The organism is Arenibacter troitsensis, assembly GCF_900177645.1.
In the GTDB taxonomy this organism is placed as follows: Bacteria; Bacteroidota; Bacteroidia; order Flavobacteriales; family Flavobacteriaceae; genus Arenibacter; species Arenibacter troitsensis.
Genome location: NZ_FXAO01000003.1, coordinates 214,816 through 230,154 on the forward strand (window position 1 = coordinate 214,816; position 15,339 = coordinate 230,154).

Annotated in this window: 15 protein-coding genes; all 15 read left to right on the forward strand. The window is 39.5% G+C overall.

The features are described 5' to 3' along the window. The first annotated feature begins 47 nt into the window (after positions 1 to 47). The 15 genes from B9Y87_RS08065 to B9Y87_RS08135 all read left to right on the forward strand — a co-directional run bounded on the left by B9Y87_RS08065 (position 48) and on the right by B9Y87_RS08135 (position 15,255). Positions 48 to 1,244 (forward strand): MFS transporter, encoded by a 1,197-nt coding sequence (locus B9Y87_RS08065; RefSeq protein WP_085497924.1) that lies wholly within the window; start codon positions 48 to 50, stop codon positions 1,242 to 1,244. A gap of 55 nt (positions 1,245 to 1,299) precedes the next feature. Then, positions 1,300 to 2,631 (forward strand): M28 family peptidase, encoded by a 1,332-nt coding sequence (locus B9Y87_RS08070; RefSeq protein ID WP_085497926.1) that lies wholly within the window; start codon positions 1,300 to 1,302, stop codon positions 2,629 to 2,631. A 26-nt stretch (positions 2,632 to 2,657) separates the two neighbouring features. Next, entirely contained in the window at positions 2,658 to 3,446 is a 789-nt protein-coding gene (locus B9Y87_RS08075) for a dienelactone hydrolase family protein (RefSeq protein WP_245808679.1), read from the forward strand. After that, positions 3,443 to 5,065, forward strand: a complete 1,623-nt coding sequence (locus B9Y87_RS08080) for a M1 family metallopeptidase (RefSeq protein ID WP_085497928.1) — start codon at positions 3,443 to 3,445, stop codon at positions 5,063 to 5,065. Before B9Y87_RS08075 ends, B9Y87_RS08080 begins: the two co-directional genes overlap by 4 nt. A gap of 3 nt (positions 5,066 to 5,068) precedes the next feature. Continuing rightward, positions 5,069 to 5,641: a YdeI/OmpD-associated family protein gene (locus B9Y87_RS08085; protein WP_085497929.1), complete on the forward strand. Its 573-nt coding sequence runs from the start codon at positions 5,069 to 5,071 to the stop codon at positions 5,639 to 5,641. A 42-nt stretch (positions 5,642 to 5,683) separates the two neighbouring features. Continuing rightward, the gene (locus tag B9Y87_RS08090) at positions 5,684 to 6,418 is read left to right on the forward strand and encodes an NYN domain-containing protein (protein WP_072861304.1); all 735 of its coding nucleotides are present in this window, start codon (positions 5,684 to 5,686) and stop codon (positions 6,416 to 6,418) included. Positions 6,419 to 6,536: 118 nt separating this feature from the next. Next, entirely contained in the window at positions 6,537 to 7,913 is a 1,377-nt protein-coding gene (locus B9Y87_RS08095; RefSeq protein ID WP_085497931.1) for an amidohydrolase family protein, read from the forward strand. A gap of 232 nt (positions 7,914 to 8,145) precedes the next feature. Continuing rightward, positions 8,146 to 8,829, forward strand: a complete 684-nt coding sequence (locus B9Y87_RS08100; RefSeq protein WP_085497933.1) for a DUF2490 domain-containing protein — start codon at positions 8,146 to 8,148, stop codon at positions 8,827 to 8,829. 4 nt (positions 8,830 to 8,833) lie between these two features. Beyond that, positions 8,834 to 10,051 (forward strand): bifunctional alpha/beta hydrolase/OsmC family protein, encoded by a 1,218-nt coding sequence (locus B9Y87_RS08105; protein WP_085497935.1) that lies wholly within the window; start codon positions 8,834 to 8,836, stop codon positions 10,049 to 10,051. A gap of 123 nt (positions 10,052 to 10,174) precedes the next feature. Then, positions 10,175 to 10,816 (forward strand): hypothetical protein, encoded by a 642-nt coding sequence (locus tag B9Y87_RS08110; protein WP_085497937.1) that lies wholly within the window; start codon positions 10,175 to 10,177, stop codon positions 10,814 to 10,816. A 315-nt stretch (positions 10,817 to 11,131) separates the two neighbouring features. Further along, complete coding sequence (locus tag B9Y87_RS08115; RefSeq protein ID WP_085497939.1) at positions 11,132 to 11,719, forward strand: superoxide dismutase family protein; 588 nt, start codon at positions 11,132 to 11,134, stop codon at positions 11,717 to 11,719. Between the two features lie 69 nt (positions 11,720 to 11,788). Continuing rightward, the gene (locus B9Y87_RS08120; protein ID WP_085497941.1) at positions 11,789 to 12,322 is read left to right on the forward strand and encodes an RNA polymerase sigma factor; all 534 of its coding nucleotides are present in this window, start codon (positions 11,789 to 11,791) and stop codon (positions 12,320 to 12,322) included. Between the two features lies 1 nt (position 12,323). Continuing rightward, the gene (locus tag B9Y87_RS08125) at positions 12,324 to 13,112 is read left to right on the forward strand and encodes an anti-sigma factor (protein WP_085497943.1); all 789 of its coding nucleotides are present in this window, start codon (positions 12,324 to 12,326) and stop codon (positions 13,110 to 13,112) included. A 234-nt stretch (positions 13,113 to 13,346) separates the two neighbouring features. Further along, complete coding sequence (locus B9Y87_RS08130) at positions 13,347 to 13,721, forward strand: group I truncated hemoglobin (protein WP_085497945.1); 375 nt, start codon at positions 13,347 to 13,349, stop codon at positions 13,719 to 13,721. A gap of 253 nt (positions 13,722 to 13,974) precedes the next feature. Continuing rightward, positions 13,975 to 15,255, forward strand: a complete 1,281-nt coding sequence (locus B9Y87_RS08135; RefSeq protein ID WP_085497946.1) for a TolB family protein — start codon at positions 13,975 to 13,977, stop codon at positions 15,253 to 15,255. Positions 15,256 to 15,339 lie beyond the last annotated feature (84 nt).

Sequence of the window (15,339 nt, forward strand, 5' to 3'; positions counted from 1 at the left end):
AAAAATGATGGGTTATTTCAGTCATTTTCAATCATATTTGTTCTTGCATGTCCAATGTAAAACACAGTGCTAAATTGAAGTTAGGGGCATATATATTGCCTATTATAATTATTTCGCAGTTTGCGTGCACCTCCTTGTGGTTTGCTGGCAACGCCGTTTTGGATGATCTAGTCCTAAAAACAGGATTGGGAACCGAAATTATTGGTTATGTATTGTCTTCAGTCCAAATAGGTTTTATTGTGGGTACCTTGGTGTTCGCCATTTTAATGATTGCGGATCGCTATTCTCCTTCCAAGGTCTTTATGATCAGCGCCTTTTTGGCCGCTTTGTGCAATATGGTGCTTCTGTTTCAGGATATCTCCAATACAACATTGTTTATGGCCAGATTGGGCACCGGTTTTTTTCTTGCGGGCATTTACCCTGTAGGGATGAAGATTGCGGCCGATTATTATGAAAAGGGTTTGGGCAAGGCACTCGGTTATTTGGTCGGGGCCTTGGTGTTGGGTACGGCATTTCCGCATTTATTACAAGGTTTAAAACTGGGGGAAGATTATACCATGGTAATAAAAATAACCTCTTTGCTGACTATTCTGGGTGGGGCGTCCATCTATTTTATGGTACCCAATGGTCCATATAGAAAATCAAGCAAGGTGTTGCAACTAAGAGCGGGGATGACCCTTTTTCGGATTCCAGCCTTTAAGAAAGCGGCTATAGGCTATTTTGGACATATGTGGGAATTATATGCCTTCTGGGCCTTTATTCCCTTTGCTATAAAAACCTATAATTCCATTCATAATATTAACCTTCCATATTCCTTGTGGACTTTTTCTATAATTGGTCTGGGCGCTATTTCATGTGCCATTGGCGGAAATTTTGCTCTTAAATGGGGTAGTGGAAAAGTGGCCATGTTCTCATTGCTGTTATCCGGGTTGCTTTGTATGGCCTCCCCATTATTTTTTCTTATGCCCACTTACCTATTCCTATTGGCCTTTTGCCTTTGGGGGATGTTCGTGGTTTCTGATTCTCCACAATTCTCTACCCTGGTTGCCTCTGCAGTACCTATAGAGTTAAAGGGTACGGCGCTTACCCTTGTAAACAGCATTGGTTTCACCATCAGTATAATCAGCATACAATTGCTAACTTTTTGGTTGGAAGTTGTAGCTTCCAGCTATATTTTTACAGTTCTTACCATTGGTCCAATCCTAGGGATATGGGCAATGGGAAAAGGAGGGCTTAACAAATAATTAAGAAGCTAATTTTACGGATAGACGTAACTTACCAAGTTAAAAATCAAGACCAATGCACAAATTTGCTTTTGCCTGTATATTTCTATTTTCCTTTGGCCTAATGGGACAGACAGACCAGCGTATTTATGATATTATAAATGAGGTTTCGGCCGAAAGAATCAAAAAAGATGTCACCACTTTGGTAAACTTTGGTACACGTCATACCTTGAGTGATACTATTTCCAATACAAGGGGTATAGGGGCAGCAAGACGATGGATTAAAAGTGAATTCGATAGAATCTCCAATGACTGTAACAATTGCCTTGAGGTTAGTTATCAAAGGGATCTGGTTAAAAAGGAAGAAAGCCATCGGATACCCAAGGATGTCTATGTAGTTAATGTATTGGCAATTCAAAGGGGTACCAAATATCCTGATCGCTATATCATTATGAGCGGGGATATTGATTCACGTGTCAGCGATGCCAATAATTACACCTCAGATTCTCCCGGTGCCAATGATAATGCCAGTGGTATGGCAGGAACCATAGAGGCTGCAAGGGTGCTGTCCAAATATAAATTTGAGAACAGTATCATATACCTTGGGCTTTCGGGAGAGGAACAGGGTCTTTTTGGGGGGCAGGGTCTGGCAAAATACGCCAAGGAAAACCGATGGGACATTATTGGAATATTCAATAATGATATGATAGGTAATATAAAGGGGGGTGACGGAATTATTAGCAACATCGATTTTAGGATTTTTTCTGAACCTGTGCCACCGACCGAGACCGAAAGGGAAAGAAATATGCGAAGATTTTATGGAGGGGAAGTGGATGGCATTTCCAGACAATTGGCTAGATACGTTTATAAAAACGTGAAAACCTATATGCCGGAAATGAACCCTATGATGATCTATAGATTGGATAGGTTTGGACGTGGTGGCCACCACCGTCCTTTTAATGATGCGGGTTATGCAGGAATTAGAATAATGGAGGCACATGAAAATTACACCCAACAGCATCAGGATATTCGTGTAGAAGATGGAATTGCCTATGGGGATGTTTTGGAACATGTAAATTTTGACTATGCCAAAAAACTAACTTCGGTGAACGCTATTAATCTCGCTTCGTTGGCTTGGGCTCCACCTGCTCCCAAAGAGGTAAGTATTGGAGGTATTGTAGAACCCTCGGCAAAACTTCAATGGAGCAAGGTTCCCGGTGCTATGGGATATAAGATCTATTGGAGGGATACCACCTCCCCTACTTGGGACCATAGTAGGTATGTTGGTGATGTTTCGGAATTTACCTTGGAAGGCGTGATATTGGACAATTTTTTCTTCGGGGTGTCTGCTGTGGGAAAGGACGGTTTTGAAAGTGTGGTGGTGTTCCCCAATGCCATTTTAAGGTAATATTAGGACGGTTAGAACTAAATTTTATGAAATTAAATTTGCAATTATTTGTCCTGGTGTTGGGCTTTAGCGGGATTATGCAGGCCCAGGGGCCACAACAACTTGCCGAAACTCCCAAACATGGGGAATGGGTAGATTTCAAAAGGGATAACGGAAGCGTACTAAAGGCTTTGGTGGTACATCCTGAAAGTGGAGAACCGAGTAAGGCGGTGATAATAGTTCACGAAAATTTGGGGTTAAACCAATGGATAAAGGACTTTTCGGAGATGGTGGCTAATCAGGGTTTTGTAGTAATAGCCCCGGATCTGATATCCAATAGTGTTGAGGGACTTGAAAGAACCACCGATTTTGAAAATGGCGATAAAGTTAGGGAAGCTATATACGCCTTGGACCAGGAGCAAGTTACCAAAGATTTGGATTTGGTCTTTCAATATATAATGAACGACCCAACCACCAATGGTAAAATTTCCGTGGTGGGATTTGGTTGGGGAGGAACACAAAGTTTCAATTATGCGGCTCAAAACCCAAATCTGGAAAGTGTAATGGTGTACTACGGTACCGCTCCAAAAGATGTAACCTCATTAAGAAATATTAAATCCCCGATATATGGTTTTTACGGTGCAGCCGACGATAGGGTAAATGGAACGATACCCGACACTGAAAAGGCAATGAAAGAGTATGGTAATCATTATTCGTTTGATATTTATGAAGGTGCAGGACATGCATTTATGAGCAGAGGTGCCGAAGAAGCTTATGGCCCCAATACAATGGCTTGCGAGAAGTCATGGAAAAAATTAATAACTCTTTTGAAATGAAAAAAATTACATCTACATTTTTGTTGTCCATTGGACTTTTGTCCTTTGCGCAACAACAAAATTACACGGAACAGGATTCCCTTAGAGGCAGTATTACTCCTGAGCGTTCTTGGTGGGACCTTAATTTCTATAATTTAAGTGTTGAAGTGAAACCAGATGAAAAATATATTTCGGGTAGTAATATAATTCGTTATACGGTATTGGAGGAACAACAGCGGCTGCAAGTAGACCTTCAACCTCCCTTAATTATTGAAAAGATCACCCAGGAAGGAAAAGAATTAAAATGGGATTCAAATGGGAATGCCCATTTTGTTACCCTTAACAAGCCTCAACGTAAAGGGGACGTAAATGAAATAAAAGTGTATTACTCCGGCCATCCAAAAGAAGCCGTCAGGGCCCCATGGGATGGAGGTTTCTCATGGAAAAGGGATGACAAGGGAAAACATTTTGTAGCTACTTCCTGTCAAGGTTTGGGCGCCAGCGTATGGTGGCCAAATAAGGACCATATGTACGACGAGGTAGATAGCATGGCCATAAACATTACAACCCCAAAAGATTTGATGGATGTTTCCAATGGTAGGCTTCTAAAAGTAGTGGAAAATAAGGATAGTAACACCTATCATTGGTATGTGTCCAATCCTATCAACAATTATGGAGTTAATATAAATATTGGCGATTATGTGCATTTTGGTGAAACCTATAAAGGGGAAAAGGGAAAACTGACGATGGACTATTATGTATTACGGGGTAACGAGGAAAAGGCCAGGGAACAGTTTAAGCAGGCTCCGATGATGATGGAAGCCCTGGAACATTGGTTTGGTCCCTACCCATTTTACGAAGACGGTTATAAACTGGTAGAAGTGCCATATCTCGGGATGGAGCATCAAAGTTCTGTCACCTACGGAAATCAGTTCAAGAATGGTTATTTGGGCAGGGACCTTTCAAAAACAGGATGGGGATTAAAATTCGATTTTATCCTTATCCACGAATCGGGTCATGAATGGTTTGCCAACAATATAACTTATAAGGATATGGCCGACATGTGGGTACATGAAGGGTTTACCGCTTATTCGGAAAATTTATACTTGGATTACCACTTTGGCAAGCAAGCTGCTTCGGATTATGTTATTGGTACCAGGGGCAATATTCAAAACGACAAACCTATCATAGGAACCTATAACGTTAATCAAAGTGGTTCTGGGGACATGTATTACAAGGGTGCCAATATGCTGCATACCATAAGGCAATTGGTGAATGATGATGAAAAATGGCGGACTATTTTAAGGGGTCTCAATAGGGAGTTTTACCATCAGACCGTAACTACTAAACAGATAGAAGAATATATTGGCAACACTTCTGGTATAGACCTTTCTCAATTTTTTGACCAATATTTGCGTACCTCTAAAATACCTATGCTGGAATATCAGGTGAACGGCAATCAAATACGATTTAGATATACCAATATTGTCGATGGTTTTGATATGCCTTTAAAACTAAGTATAAATGGTACTGTAGAATGGGTGTATCCTACCTCTGATTGGAAATCTAAATCATTTGAAAAGGATATAAAATCGGTTAATGTGGATAAAAACTTTTATGTGGAGTATAAAACAATTTAATTCTTGAAAGCAAAAGAACAGTTTTATTTTAAATCGGTTGTCGAATGGCGCGCTTGGTTAGAGGCCAATCACGCCCAAAGTACTGGGGTACATCTTATTTTTTATAAAGTGGCCCACGAAAATGATAGTATGCGTTGGGAAGAAGCTGTAAAGGTGGCCCTGTGCTTTGGATGGATAGACAGTACGGTTAAAAGTCTTGGGGAGGGGAAAAGACGACAATATTTTTGCCCCAGAAAACCAAAAAGTGTTTGGAGTAAATTAAACAAAGCCTATATAAGAGAACTCAAAGCTAAAGGGGAAATGCATCCAAGCGGACTGGCTAAAATTAAGGAGGCAAAAATAAATGGTTCCTGGAATGCCATGGACGATGTTGAAAAGGGTGTTATCCCTGAGGATTTGCAAATTGCATTCGATGCGGAGCCATTAGCCTATATTAACTTTCAGGGTATTGCAGCCAGTTACAGAAAAAGCTATCTTTATTGGCTTTACCAAGCCAAACGGGAAGAAACGAGGCAGAGGCGAATTGGAGAAATTATATCGCTTTGCAAAGAAAATAAAAAGAGCCGCGATCAATAAATGGTTAGCTTCGTAAAATTCTAAATCCAATAATTATTTAAAATGGACATAAATCTAGCAGTACTAATAGACGGTGACAATATTCCCTCGGCATATGTAAAGGAGATGATGGAGGAAATTGCCAAATACGGCAACCCTACCATAAAAAGGATATATGGGGACTGGACCAATCCCAAACTATCCAAATGGAAGAATTTGTTATTGGAAAACGCCATAACCCCAATACAACAATACGCTTATACCACCGGTAAAAATGCAACCGACTCTGCGATGATAATAGATGCCATGGATATCCTGTATTCCAATAAGGTTAGTGGTTTTTGTATAGTTTCCAGTGATAGCGATTTCACCCGTTTGGCTACAAGGTTAAGGGAGGCCGGTATGAATGTGATTGGCATTGGGGAAAAGAAAACCCCCAACCCGTTTATTGTAGCTTGTGATAAATTTATTTACATTGAAATTCTGAAAAACCAATCAGAGGAAAGTTCTTCGGAAACTGCAGATAGCAAGCGGGACAAGAAGGACAATGTGGACAAGATTACCCAAAAGGAAATTAAACTAATAGCCTCTACTATTTCAGACCTTGCCGATGAGGATGGATGGGCCTTCTTGGGAGATGTGGGTAGCCTACTGCAGAAGAAGCAGCCCAATTTTGATTCACGTAACTATGGTTTTCAGAAATTAACGCCATTGATTAAGTCCATTAAAAACTTTGAAATAGACCAACGCGAAAATGTGAAGGGACGGTTTAAATTAATTTACGTTCGAAACAGGTAGATCCATTTTTTTCAAGTTAGTTGAATAAATAGTTCAGGACAATTCAGATTGTCCATATTGGTTAATCCCCCCTGTCACCAATACAGGCATAGTGTATTAACTTAAAACCTATATCAACATGAAAAAAATTAGTTTACTCATTTGTATTGTAACTTTTCTTTCCTGTTCGCCAAAAAAGAAAAGCATTAGTCCCACAGCCATATTGATAACAGATGTCAATATTGTTGATGTTAGTAATGGTAATATCCTAAAAAATAGACAGGTAGTAATCGACTCTGGGAAAATTAAAAAAATAGTCGAGTCGGTCGAAAACGCTGAGGAATACCCAAATAAAATTGAAGCTAAGGATAAATATATTATTCCAGGACTGGCAGAAATGCATGCGCACATCCCCCAGCCCCCCACCAGCGACACCCGCATTGAGGAAACTTTGTACCTATACCTTTCCAATGGGATTACCACTATTAGGGGAATGTTGGGTCATCCAACCCATCTGGTTTTAAGGGAAAAAGCTTTAAAGGGCGAGATTTTAAGCCCTCGTATTTTTACTTCCAGTCCTTCATTTAATGGCAATTCCGTAACCACCAAGGAAGAAGCTGTGCAGAAAGTTACCGCTTATAAGAATGAAGGATACGACTTTCTTAAAATACACCCAGGGATGCAGTTGGAAGTTTTTGATCAAATGGTGGAAACCGCCAATAAGCTTAACATTCCCTTTTCCGGCCATGTACCGGTAATGGTAGGTATTCGTCACGCCTTGGAAAGTAAATATGCTTCCATAGACCATGTAGATGGCTATTTGGAAGGACTTGTACCGGAATCTGAAGGTGTTGATCCTACTGCCAATGGTTTTTTTGGATACTCTTTTACCCCACTGGCCGATACTACCAAAATTGATGAATTGGTGGCGCTGACCAAAAAGAACCAGGTATGGATTGTACCCACTCAAAGTTTATTTGAGAGGTGGTTTGCCCCGGTAAGTTCCGACGAATTGTTGAAGCAACCGGAAATGAAATATATGCCCGTTTCCACCTTGAAGGATTGGAAGAGAAGAAAGGATGAATCCACAAAACCTGAAAACGGTTTTAACGAAGAGCAATGGAATAAGTTTACAGCCATAAGAAGACATTTGATCCGAAAATTACAGGAGAATGGTCACGGGATGTTATTGGGATCGGATGCTCCACAATTGTTCAACGTGCCTGGCTTTTCCATTCATCATGAGGTTGCCGGGATGTTGGAGGCCGGACTCACTCCTTTGGAGATTTTGCAATCGGGTACCATTAACCCGGCCATTTTCTTTGGCATGGAGGATACCTTTGGAAGCATAAAGGAAGGTCTGGATGCAGATATGGTACTCTTAAATGCTAATCCCTTATTGGATATTTCGGCCTTGAAAGATATTTCTGGTGTCATGGTGCGCGGAAAATGGTTGTCCCAGGAATCTATAGCGGAGAAGTTGGAGCAAATAGCCACTAATGCCAAGAACAATTAATTTCCACTAATTCCATAAATATCACTATTTGGATTTTGAAAATGTATTCATGATTTTGGATGTTTGCTTCAAGTCTTGAATCATGACGAAATAGAAAGCTTTTGATTGGATATCCCCCAAAAAAAAGGTCATTTCTGTAGAAACTGTATTTTTGGGACTTGGGCGGTATAAAATCGCTTAAAACGAAACTTAAATAATAGATATAAACACAAAAAAGAAACGCGTTAACATTATGAAGAAAATTTTAGGCTTACTTATCCTTATTTCAACCTTTACAATGAAAGCACAGGAAAATGGCGAAAACAAATTGGGATCTTGGCATATGTATTTCGGTACCAATAAGATTAGCAACAAACTAAGTATCCACACAGAAGCCCAGCTTCGCTATTATGAACAGGCCAAAAATTTCAACCAATTGCTTTTGAGAACCGGGTTAAACTATCATATTGATGCCAATGCATGGACCACATTTGGATATGGATATATTGTTACGGACGGTAGTTTCGAGGAATTCCCGGATGAAACGAACTCTATAGAGCATCGTATTTTTGAGCGATTTTTTCTTAAAAATAAGGTGTGGGAATTTAACTTTGAACACAGATATACCTTGGAACAACGTTTTTTGGACTTTGGGGATCGTAACGATGTACAACATAGGATGCGGTATCGTTTGCAGATGACCCTTCCCTTGACCAATACATTTTTCCTTAATTTCTATGACGAAATCTTTATAAATCTTCAAGATGATGCCTTTGGTCAAAACCGCCTTTACGCTGCCCTCGGAATTAATGTGACCAATAATTTGAGTGTACAGGCGGGCTATTTAAAAAATCATTTTTCAGAGGCACATTATGACCGACTTCAGATAGGTGTTACCTATAATCCCGACTTAAGGGGTGTATTGAAGAAAAAATAGTAGTATGAACCATCAAAAAGTAAGTTTTAAAAATGTGGACGGAGAAACTTTGGTAGGGCGTTTGTCCCTTCCGGCCAACCAACATCCACATAATTTTGTACTATTTGCCCATTGTTTTACCTGTAATAAAAACTTTACCGCCATTAGGAATATTAGTAGGGCCCTAACTGCTGAAGGCTTTGGGGTTTTACGATTCGATTTCACGGGTCTTGGAGAAAGTGAGGGTGAATTCTCAGATTCCAATTTTTCTGGAAATGTGGAGGATTTATTGGAAGCTGCCAAATATTTGGAAGCACATTATTCGTCACCAACATTGATTATAGGCCATTCCTTAGGTGGGGCCGCGGCCATTTTTGCCGCGCAAAAAATATCCTCTATAAGGGCCATTGCAACCATAGGTGCACCATCGAATCCTTTACATGTAGAACATATTTTTAAAAATGATATCGAAACCATTAAGGATCAAGGAAATGCGGAAGTAAATATTGGAGGAAGAAACTTTACCATAAAGAAACAGTTTTTGGAGGATTTAAAATCACAATCCTACCCGGAAACTCTAAAGAATAATAGAAAGTCTATTTTGATCCTTCACTCTCCCCAGGACAAAGTAGTTGAAATAAAAAATGCAGAGGACATTTATATTGCCGTTCACCATCCAAAAAGTTTTGTTTCCTTGGACGGGGCCGATCATTTGCTTGGGAATCCGAAAGACGCCACCTATACCGGGGAAATTATTGCAAAATGGTCTCAAAGGTACTTGGAGATGCCCAGTGCCATAGCGTTGGAAACTGAAAAAGAAGTGGTGGCCAGTTTGGATAGTGCCGATGGATTTACCACTCAAATGAAGGTCGGGAGCCATTATATAACGGCTGATGAGCCTGTTTCATATGGAGGCAATAATTTTGGACCTTCCCCTTATGAATTGGTATCCGCCGGCCTGTCTGCCTGCACTGTTATGACCGTTCAGATGTATGTCAAAAGAAAGAAATGGCCTTTGGAAAATGTGGAAGTGCATACCTCCTATCAAAAATTACATGCGGACGATTGTCAGAATTGTGATTCGAGCGAGTCAAAAATAGATACATTTCAGAGAGCCATAAAACTTACTGGTGACCTTGACGATAAACAAATTGCCAGAATAATGGAGATTGCGGATAAATGCCCGGTTCACAGGACCTTAAAAAGTGAAATAAATATAGTGACTACCCTATTGCGCAATTAATATTACCAATAAGGGTCATTATGATGACCTGGTCTTATTAAAATATGATTAATTCAATTTAAAGAATGGTTCGACAACATTTTTTATGCTTAACTTTATGCCTATAATTTCAAATAAAACAACATGAAAAAAATCGCTTTTGCATGCTTAAGTTTACTCTTGATTACAGGGATAAGCTGTAAGGATGCCAAAAAAGAACAAGATGGTGCGGCCGTTGAACTGGAGGCCGCCTCTACTGAAAAATTTAGTCTGGTAAAAGATTCAACCAAAGTAAGTTTTACGGCTTATAAGACTACCGAAAAATTACCGGTTGGCGGTAAGTTTACCAAAATTAATATTACAAATACCACGGAAGGCAGTACCGCTATGGAAGCCCTAAATGGTACCACTTTTAGTATTCCCGTAAGCAGCCTGTTTACAAATGATGCTACAGGTACCAGGGATCCCAAGATTTTGGAATTCTTTTTTGGTGTTATGGATAATACAGAACTTATTTCAGGAGTATTTAAAGTTGCTGGCGATGATAAATGTAGCATAGATGTTACCCTTAACGGAAAAACTGCCAATATTCCCCTAGAACATGAAATGTCCGGAGATGAAGGCCATTCCTTTAGCGGTGTAATGAATTTGGAGAATTGGGACGCCTTAAATGCGGTGGCATCCATAAATAAAGCCTGTGAAGCATTGCATACTGGTAAGGACGGTGTAAGTAAGACGTGGAGCGAGGTTGCCGTTCATGCCGATGTTTTGTTGCAAAAAAAATAAACCTTAAATTTTAAGGAGGGTGCATTTTCCCAAATCCCTTTCCTTGGAATAAAAAGGCTTAATAAACTCCCCGTATTTATTTAGTTCAAATATGGGGAGTTTTTATTTATTGGCACCGCCAAAGGGTATAATACCCCGAGGCTTGTCTCGAATTTTAAAGTTCGTTTCCTGCGAATGCCTCGAGGGCTTGCCCCGAGGTAGCTTACTTAGACCAATTTTTAACTCAATTCAGTTATAAAATAACGCGTTTCCCTTCTAGGCTTGACATCCTTTTACAAAAGTGGTAATTTTATGGGAACCTAAAAAAAATGAAAGATGAGAAATATTCAAATATTGTCAATGGTATTACTATTCCTCGGCACCTATAGTTGCAAGGAAGCAAAAAAGGAAACCAAGGATACTATGGAAAATGTAGAGGCAATGGCCGAAGAAGTAATGGAGGAAGTGGAGGTGAAAACCCTTAAGTTTTCACTGGAACCCAAAAGTGACAGTAATGTTAAAGGAGAGGTAAGCTTTACTGAGGAAAATGGAACCGTAAGTATGAATGTTGGCTTGTCCGGACTAACACCAGGAGAGCACGCAATTCATATTCATGAAAAAGCGGACTGTTCTTCGGCCGATGGGAAATCTACCGGAGGACATTGGAATCCAACCTTTGCCCCCCATGGTAAATGGGGTTCCCAAGAAGGTTATCACAGGGGAGATATTGGAAATTTTACAGCAGACGAGCAGGGTAACGCAACTGTTGCTTTTTCTACGGACGAATGGTGTTTGGGATGTGGGGACGAGACCAAAAACTTAATAGGAAAAGCCGTGATAGTACATCAAGGTAAAGATGATTTTGTAACCCAACCCACGGGTGATGCAGGGGGAAGGATAAGTTGCGCCGGAATTATTGAATAAAAATTAATTTGGAAAATCATTAAGCTGCCTTTTTGGGCAGCTTTTTTTTATCTTTAAAAAAATTCTTGAATGGAATTAGAAATAATTGTAGCACAATTTCAAAAAAAGGATGCTGATGCTTTTCAAAAGCTGTACAATATGTATTCCGAAAATATTTGTGGGGTAATCAATACCATTGTTAAGGATACCAATGTTTCCGAAGAGATATGTCAAGACGTTTTTATGAAAGCTTGGAACAATGCTGAGAGCTATAATGCCTCTAAGGGGCGTTTCTTTACTTGGATACTAAATATTGCTAGGAATGCAGCCATTGATGAAATACGCAGCAAGTCTTATAAAAACAGTAAAAAGAACCTTTCCGCTGATTACTTCGTAGGTATTTTGGAAAGTATGACCGATAGTGAAGAAGGTAAGGAAGATGTTGTTGGCTTAAAAAAACTATTGGTAAATTTAAAGGACAAATGTATCGAGATTATAGAGTTGCTTTATTTTAAAGGACTAACACAGAAAGAAGTATCGAAAGAATTGGACATTCCATTGGGAACAGTGAAAACAAGAAATAGAAGCTGTATTACCCAAATAAGGACCAACATGGCATTGTAATATGGATACAAAGGAATACATAGCATCAGGTATATTGGAACTTTATGTTGCCGGTACCCTATCCGAACTGGAAAATTTGGAAGTGTATCTCAATGCGGAAAAGTATCCTGAGATAAAGAAGGAAATAGAGGAAATTGAAGCATCCATTCTGTCGTTGTCAAAATCCGTTTCCCCTGGGACAAAAGGATTTGGTGATATGCAGAACAGAATGGCCAAGATAGGTACCGCCAAAACCGAACCAATTAGTAACAAGGTAAGTTGGACCGCTTATTTAGGCTGGGCCGCATCCTTGTTGTTTATGGGAGGTTTAATCTGGCTTTATCAACAAAACGATCAATTGAAATTGGATCTTGAAGTGGTATCTAGGGAAAATAATACCATGGAACAACAGATAGCCGATTCCCAAAATTCTTTGAAAAAAACCGAGGAATTATTGAATACCATTCGTGATAAGAATGTTACGGTAGTGGCACTTGGTGGACAGACCGTCTCCCCTACCTCCTACGCAAAGGCTTATTGGAACAAGGAAGAAAAGAAGGTGTTTATTGATGCTCAAGGCCTGCCCGACCCTCCTGATGGATTCGTTTACCAAGTGTGGTCCCTAAAATTAAATCCGTTGACGCCAACCAGTATGGGGCTTTTGGAGGACTTTGTCAATGATGAAAATAAGGTGTTTGCTTTAACCAATCCCAACGAGTCTGAGGCCTTCGGAATTACATTGGAACCAGCAGGCGGTAGTGAATCTCCCACTTTGGAACAGCTTTATACTTTAGGCGTGGCCACATCTTAATATTTGGAAATTACTTGTAGGAAGAAGAATTTGTATGAAAGGTTCTAGTGGAGTTACCCTTATGGACCTATTTCATTACCTACCATATGCCTTTTTCTACATGACCATAGTAAAATAAGTCCCTTTAGTAAAAAATGCACTAAAAATCTACTTTTTTGAATGAATTGACCCATTGCCTTTTCTGAAAAGAGCCTAAACTTGAGGATAATACTTAAAACATTAAAAATTAACATTATGGCAAGGACACTTTATAACAGATTAGGCGAAATAAAAGGGATTACAAAGTTAGTGGACGACGTGGTGGATCTGCACATGGGCAATCCAACCATTAGTCCGCGGTTTGTACCTTATAGGGATCAACCGGACCAATTAAGGCTTATAAAGCAACATACAATCCACTTTTTTTGCGCCGGTGCAGGTGGGCCGCAGGAATATAAAGGAAGGGATATGGTTACGACCCATAAGGGAATGAATATTTCAGAACAAGAGTTTATGGCAGTTGTAGATGATATTTTGGAAGCGATGGATGTTAATAATTATGGGGATAAAGAAAAAAAAGATGTTTTGGCAATTCTCTATTCCCTAAAGGAAGGGGTAATTCGGTTATAGTTGATAAAATTGTAAAGGTTTGTGGTAGATAGATGCACAAGCAATTGGCACATAATTTTTATGGATGGCCCCGATTAAATGGGGCCAATTTTGTTTTATATCCTTAAGAGGATTTTACCTCCCACCTACTCCCCCAAATCAAATTGAGTTTAGAAAGATTTCAGAAAAAACAAAAACCTATGAAATTTTGCTAATAATTATTCCTACAAAATAATAGACCTTTGCCTAGTTTAACACCCCAATATCTAATAATATGAACCTACCCAATAGCACTAAAGGGATACTTGGCTGCATTATTACGTTATTCTTCTGTTCTTTGTCCGCCCAGGAATCCAAGTTTTCCGACAATAGTAAGTCCGATGCTCACGTAAACAATAAAAGAGCCGAAAAGTATCAGCAACTTCTTACACTAGGTTATAGTGAAAATGAAATATTCGAGGATCTTGGCAATGCCAACTTTTTGGTCGAAAATTACGAGGAGGCCATATTTTGGTACAATAAATTAATTGACGTAAAAGCCAGTTCTTCAACAAAGGCAAGTTATTATGAACGCTATCTTTTCGCTCTAAAAAAAATTAGATCTACAGGAGCAGAAAGTACTCCAGGTAATAAGGATTGGCTAGCACAAATTAAAGGGGACTATCAAATCAATAAAACCCCCGTTGAAAATAAGACTCACCCGGCTAAAGCAAGTAAATACAGGGATTTCAACTTTCAACAGCCCAATGAACCTGTGGTATCCAAGGAAATGACATTGGAAGATCTAGGCCTGGAAAATGAGGTGGCTTCGGATATTGAGGATAAGGAAAAATATAAATTTGCCTATAACGCACCAATTGCGATTACCGCAGATGGCCGTACTGCTTATTTTAGCAAGGCCGTATATACAAAACCATTATATGGCGTCTTTTCAAAAAAGGTATTGGTACACAGAATATTCAAGGCCAATAGAATAAAGGGGAAATGGCAGAACATAGAAGAAGTTGCCTTGGCACCAAAGCATTATTCGGCTATCCACCCTACCATTTCACCTGATGGAAGTAGATTGTTCTTTGCCTCCAATATGCCAGGTACTTTTGGAAAATATGATATCTACGTAGCAGACCTTCAAAACGACGGTTCTTTTAGTACAGCCAAAAATTTAGGTCAAAAAGTGAACACGGACGACAATGATCTTTATCCTAAAATAATAGGAGGCTCTTCCTTGGTCTTTGCTTCGGAAGGTAGAAAGGGATTCGGTGGACTGGACGTCTACATGGTTCAGGTTGATCAAAGGAAAGTGGGGACTTCCGTTAACCTTGGAACCGACATCAATAGTGTAGAAGATGACTTTTCAATTTTACTGACCGGTAGTAACGGAATGGGGTACGTAATGTCTAACAGAGGTGAAAGAAAAAGTAATCCGCAAAAGGTGGCATTTACCTATTCCAAGGAAAAAAGGGACAGATTATTGGAGAAAAGGCAGTTCAATATTTTGGAAAGTATTGAAGACAAGGCACAAATTCATTATTCAAATACTGTTTTTGAGGAGTAAGGGCTTCCAATAATAATTAAATAAGCAAGAAATGGTTCACGATAATACTGTGATAAATTCACAGTAAGAATTTACTTACATAAT

What these genes read in the sequence shown, in the direction of transcription:
- B9Y87_RS08065 (WP_085497924.1), top strand. Translation starts at nt 48, where the DNA reads ATGTCCAATGTAAAACACAGTGCTAAATTGAAGTTAGGGGCATATATA.
- B9Y87_RS08070 (WP_085497926.1), top strand. Translation starts at nt 1,300, where the DNA reads ATGCACAAATTTGCTTTTGCCTGTATATTTCTATTTTCCTTTGGCCTA.
- B9Y87_RS08075 (WP_245808679.1), top strand. Translation starts at nt 2,658, where the DNA reads ATGAAATTAAATTTGCAATTATTTGTCCTGGTGTTGGGCTTTAGCGGG.
- B9Y87_RS08080 (WP_085497928.1), top strand. Translation starts at nt 3,443, where the DNA reads ATGAAAAAAATTACATCTACATTTTTGTTGTCCATTGGACTTTTGTCC.
- B9Y87_RS08090 (WP_072861304.1), top strand. Translation starts at nt 5,684, where the DNA reads ATGGACATAAATCTAGCAGTACTAATAGACGGTGACAATATTCCCTCG.
- B9Y87_RS08095 (WP_085497931.1), top strand. Translation starts at nt 6,537, where the DNA reads ATGAAAAAAATTAGTTTACTCATTTGTATTGTAACTTTTCTTTCCTGT.
- B9Y87_RS08100 (WP_085497933.1), top strand. Translation starts at nt 8,146, where the DNA reads ATGAAGAAAATTTTAGGCTTACTTATCCTTATTTCAACCTTTACAATG.
- B9Y87_RS08105 (WP_085497935.1), top strand. Translation starts at nt 8,834, where the DNA reads ATGAACCATCAAAAAGTAAGTTTTAAAAATGTGGACGGAGAAACTTTG.
- B9Y87_RS08110 (WP_085497937.1), top strand. Translation starts at nt 10,175, where the DNA reads ATGAAAAAAATCGCTTTTGCATGCTTAAGTTTACTCTTGATTACAGGG.
- B9Y87_RS08115 (WP_085497939.1), top strand. Translation starts at nt 11,132, where the DNA reads ATGAGAAATATTCAAATATTGTCAATGGTATTACTATTCCTCGGCACC.
- B9Y87_RS08120 (WP_085497941.1), top strand. Translation starts at nt 11,789, where the DNA reads ATGGAATTAGAAATAATTGTAGCACAATTTCAAAAAAAGGATGCTGAT.
- B9Y87_RS08125 (WP_085497943.1), top strand. Translation starts at nt 12,324, where the DNA reads ATGGATACAAAGGAATACATAGCATCAGGTATATTGGAACTTTATGTT.
- B9Y87_RS08130 (WP_085497945.1), top strand. Translation starts at nt 13,347, where the DNA reads ATGGCAAGGACACTTTATAACAGATTAGGCGAAATAAAAGGGATTACA.
- B9Y87_RS08135 (WP_085497946.1), top strand. Translation starts at nt 13,975, where the DNA reads ATGAACCTACCCAATAGCACTAAAGGGATACTTGGCTGCATTATTACG.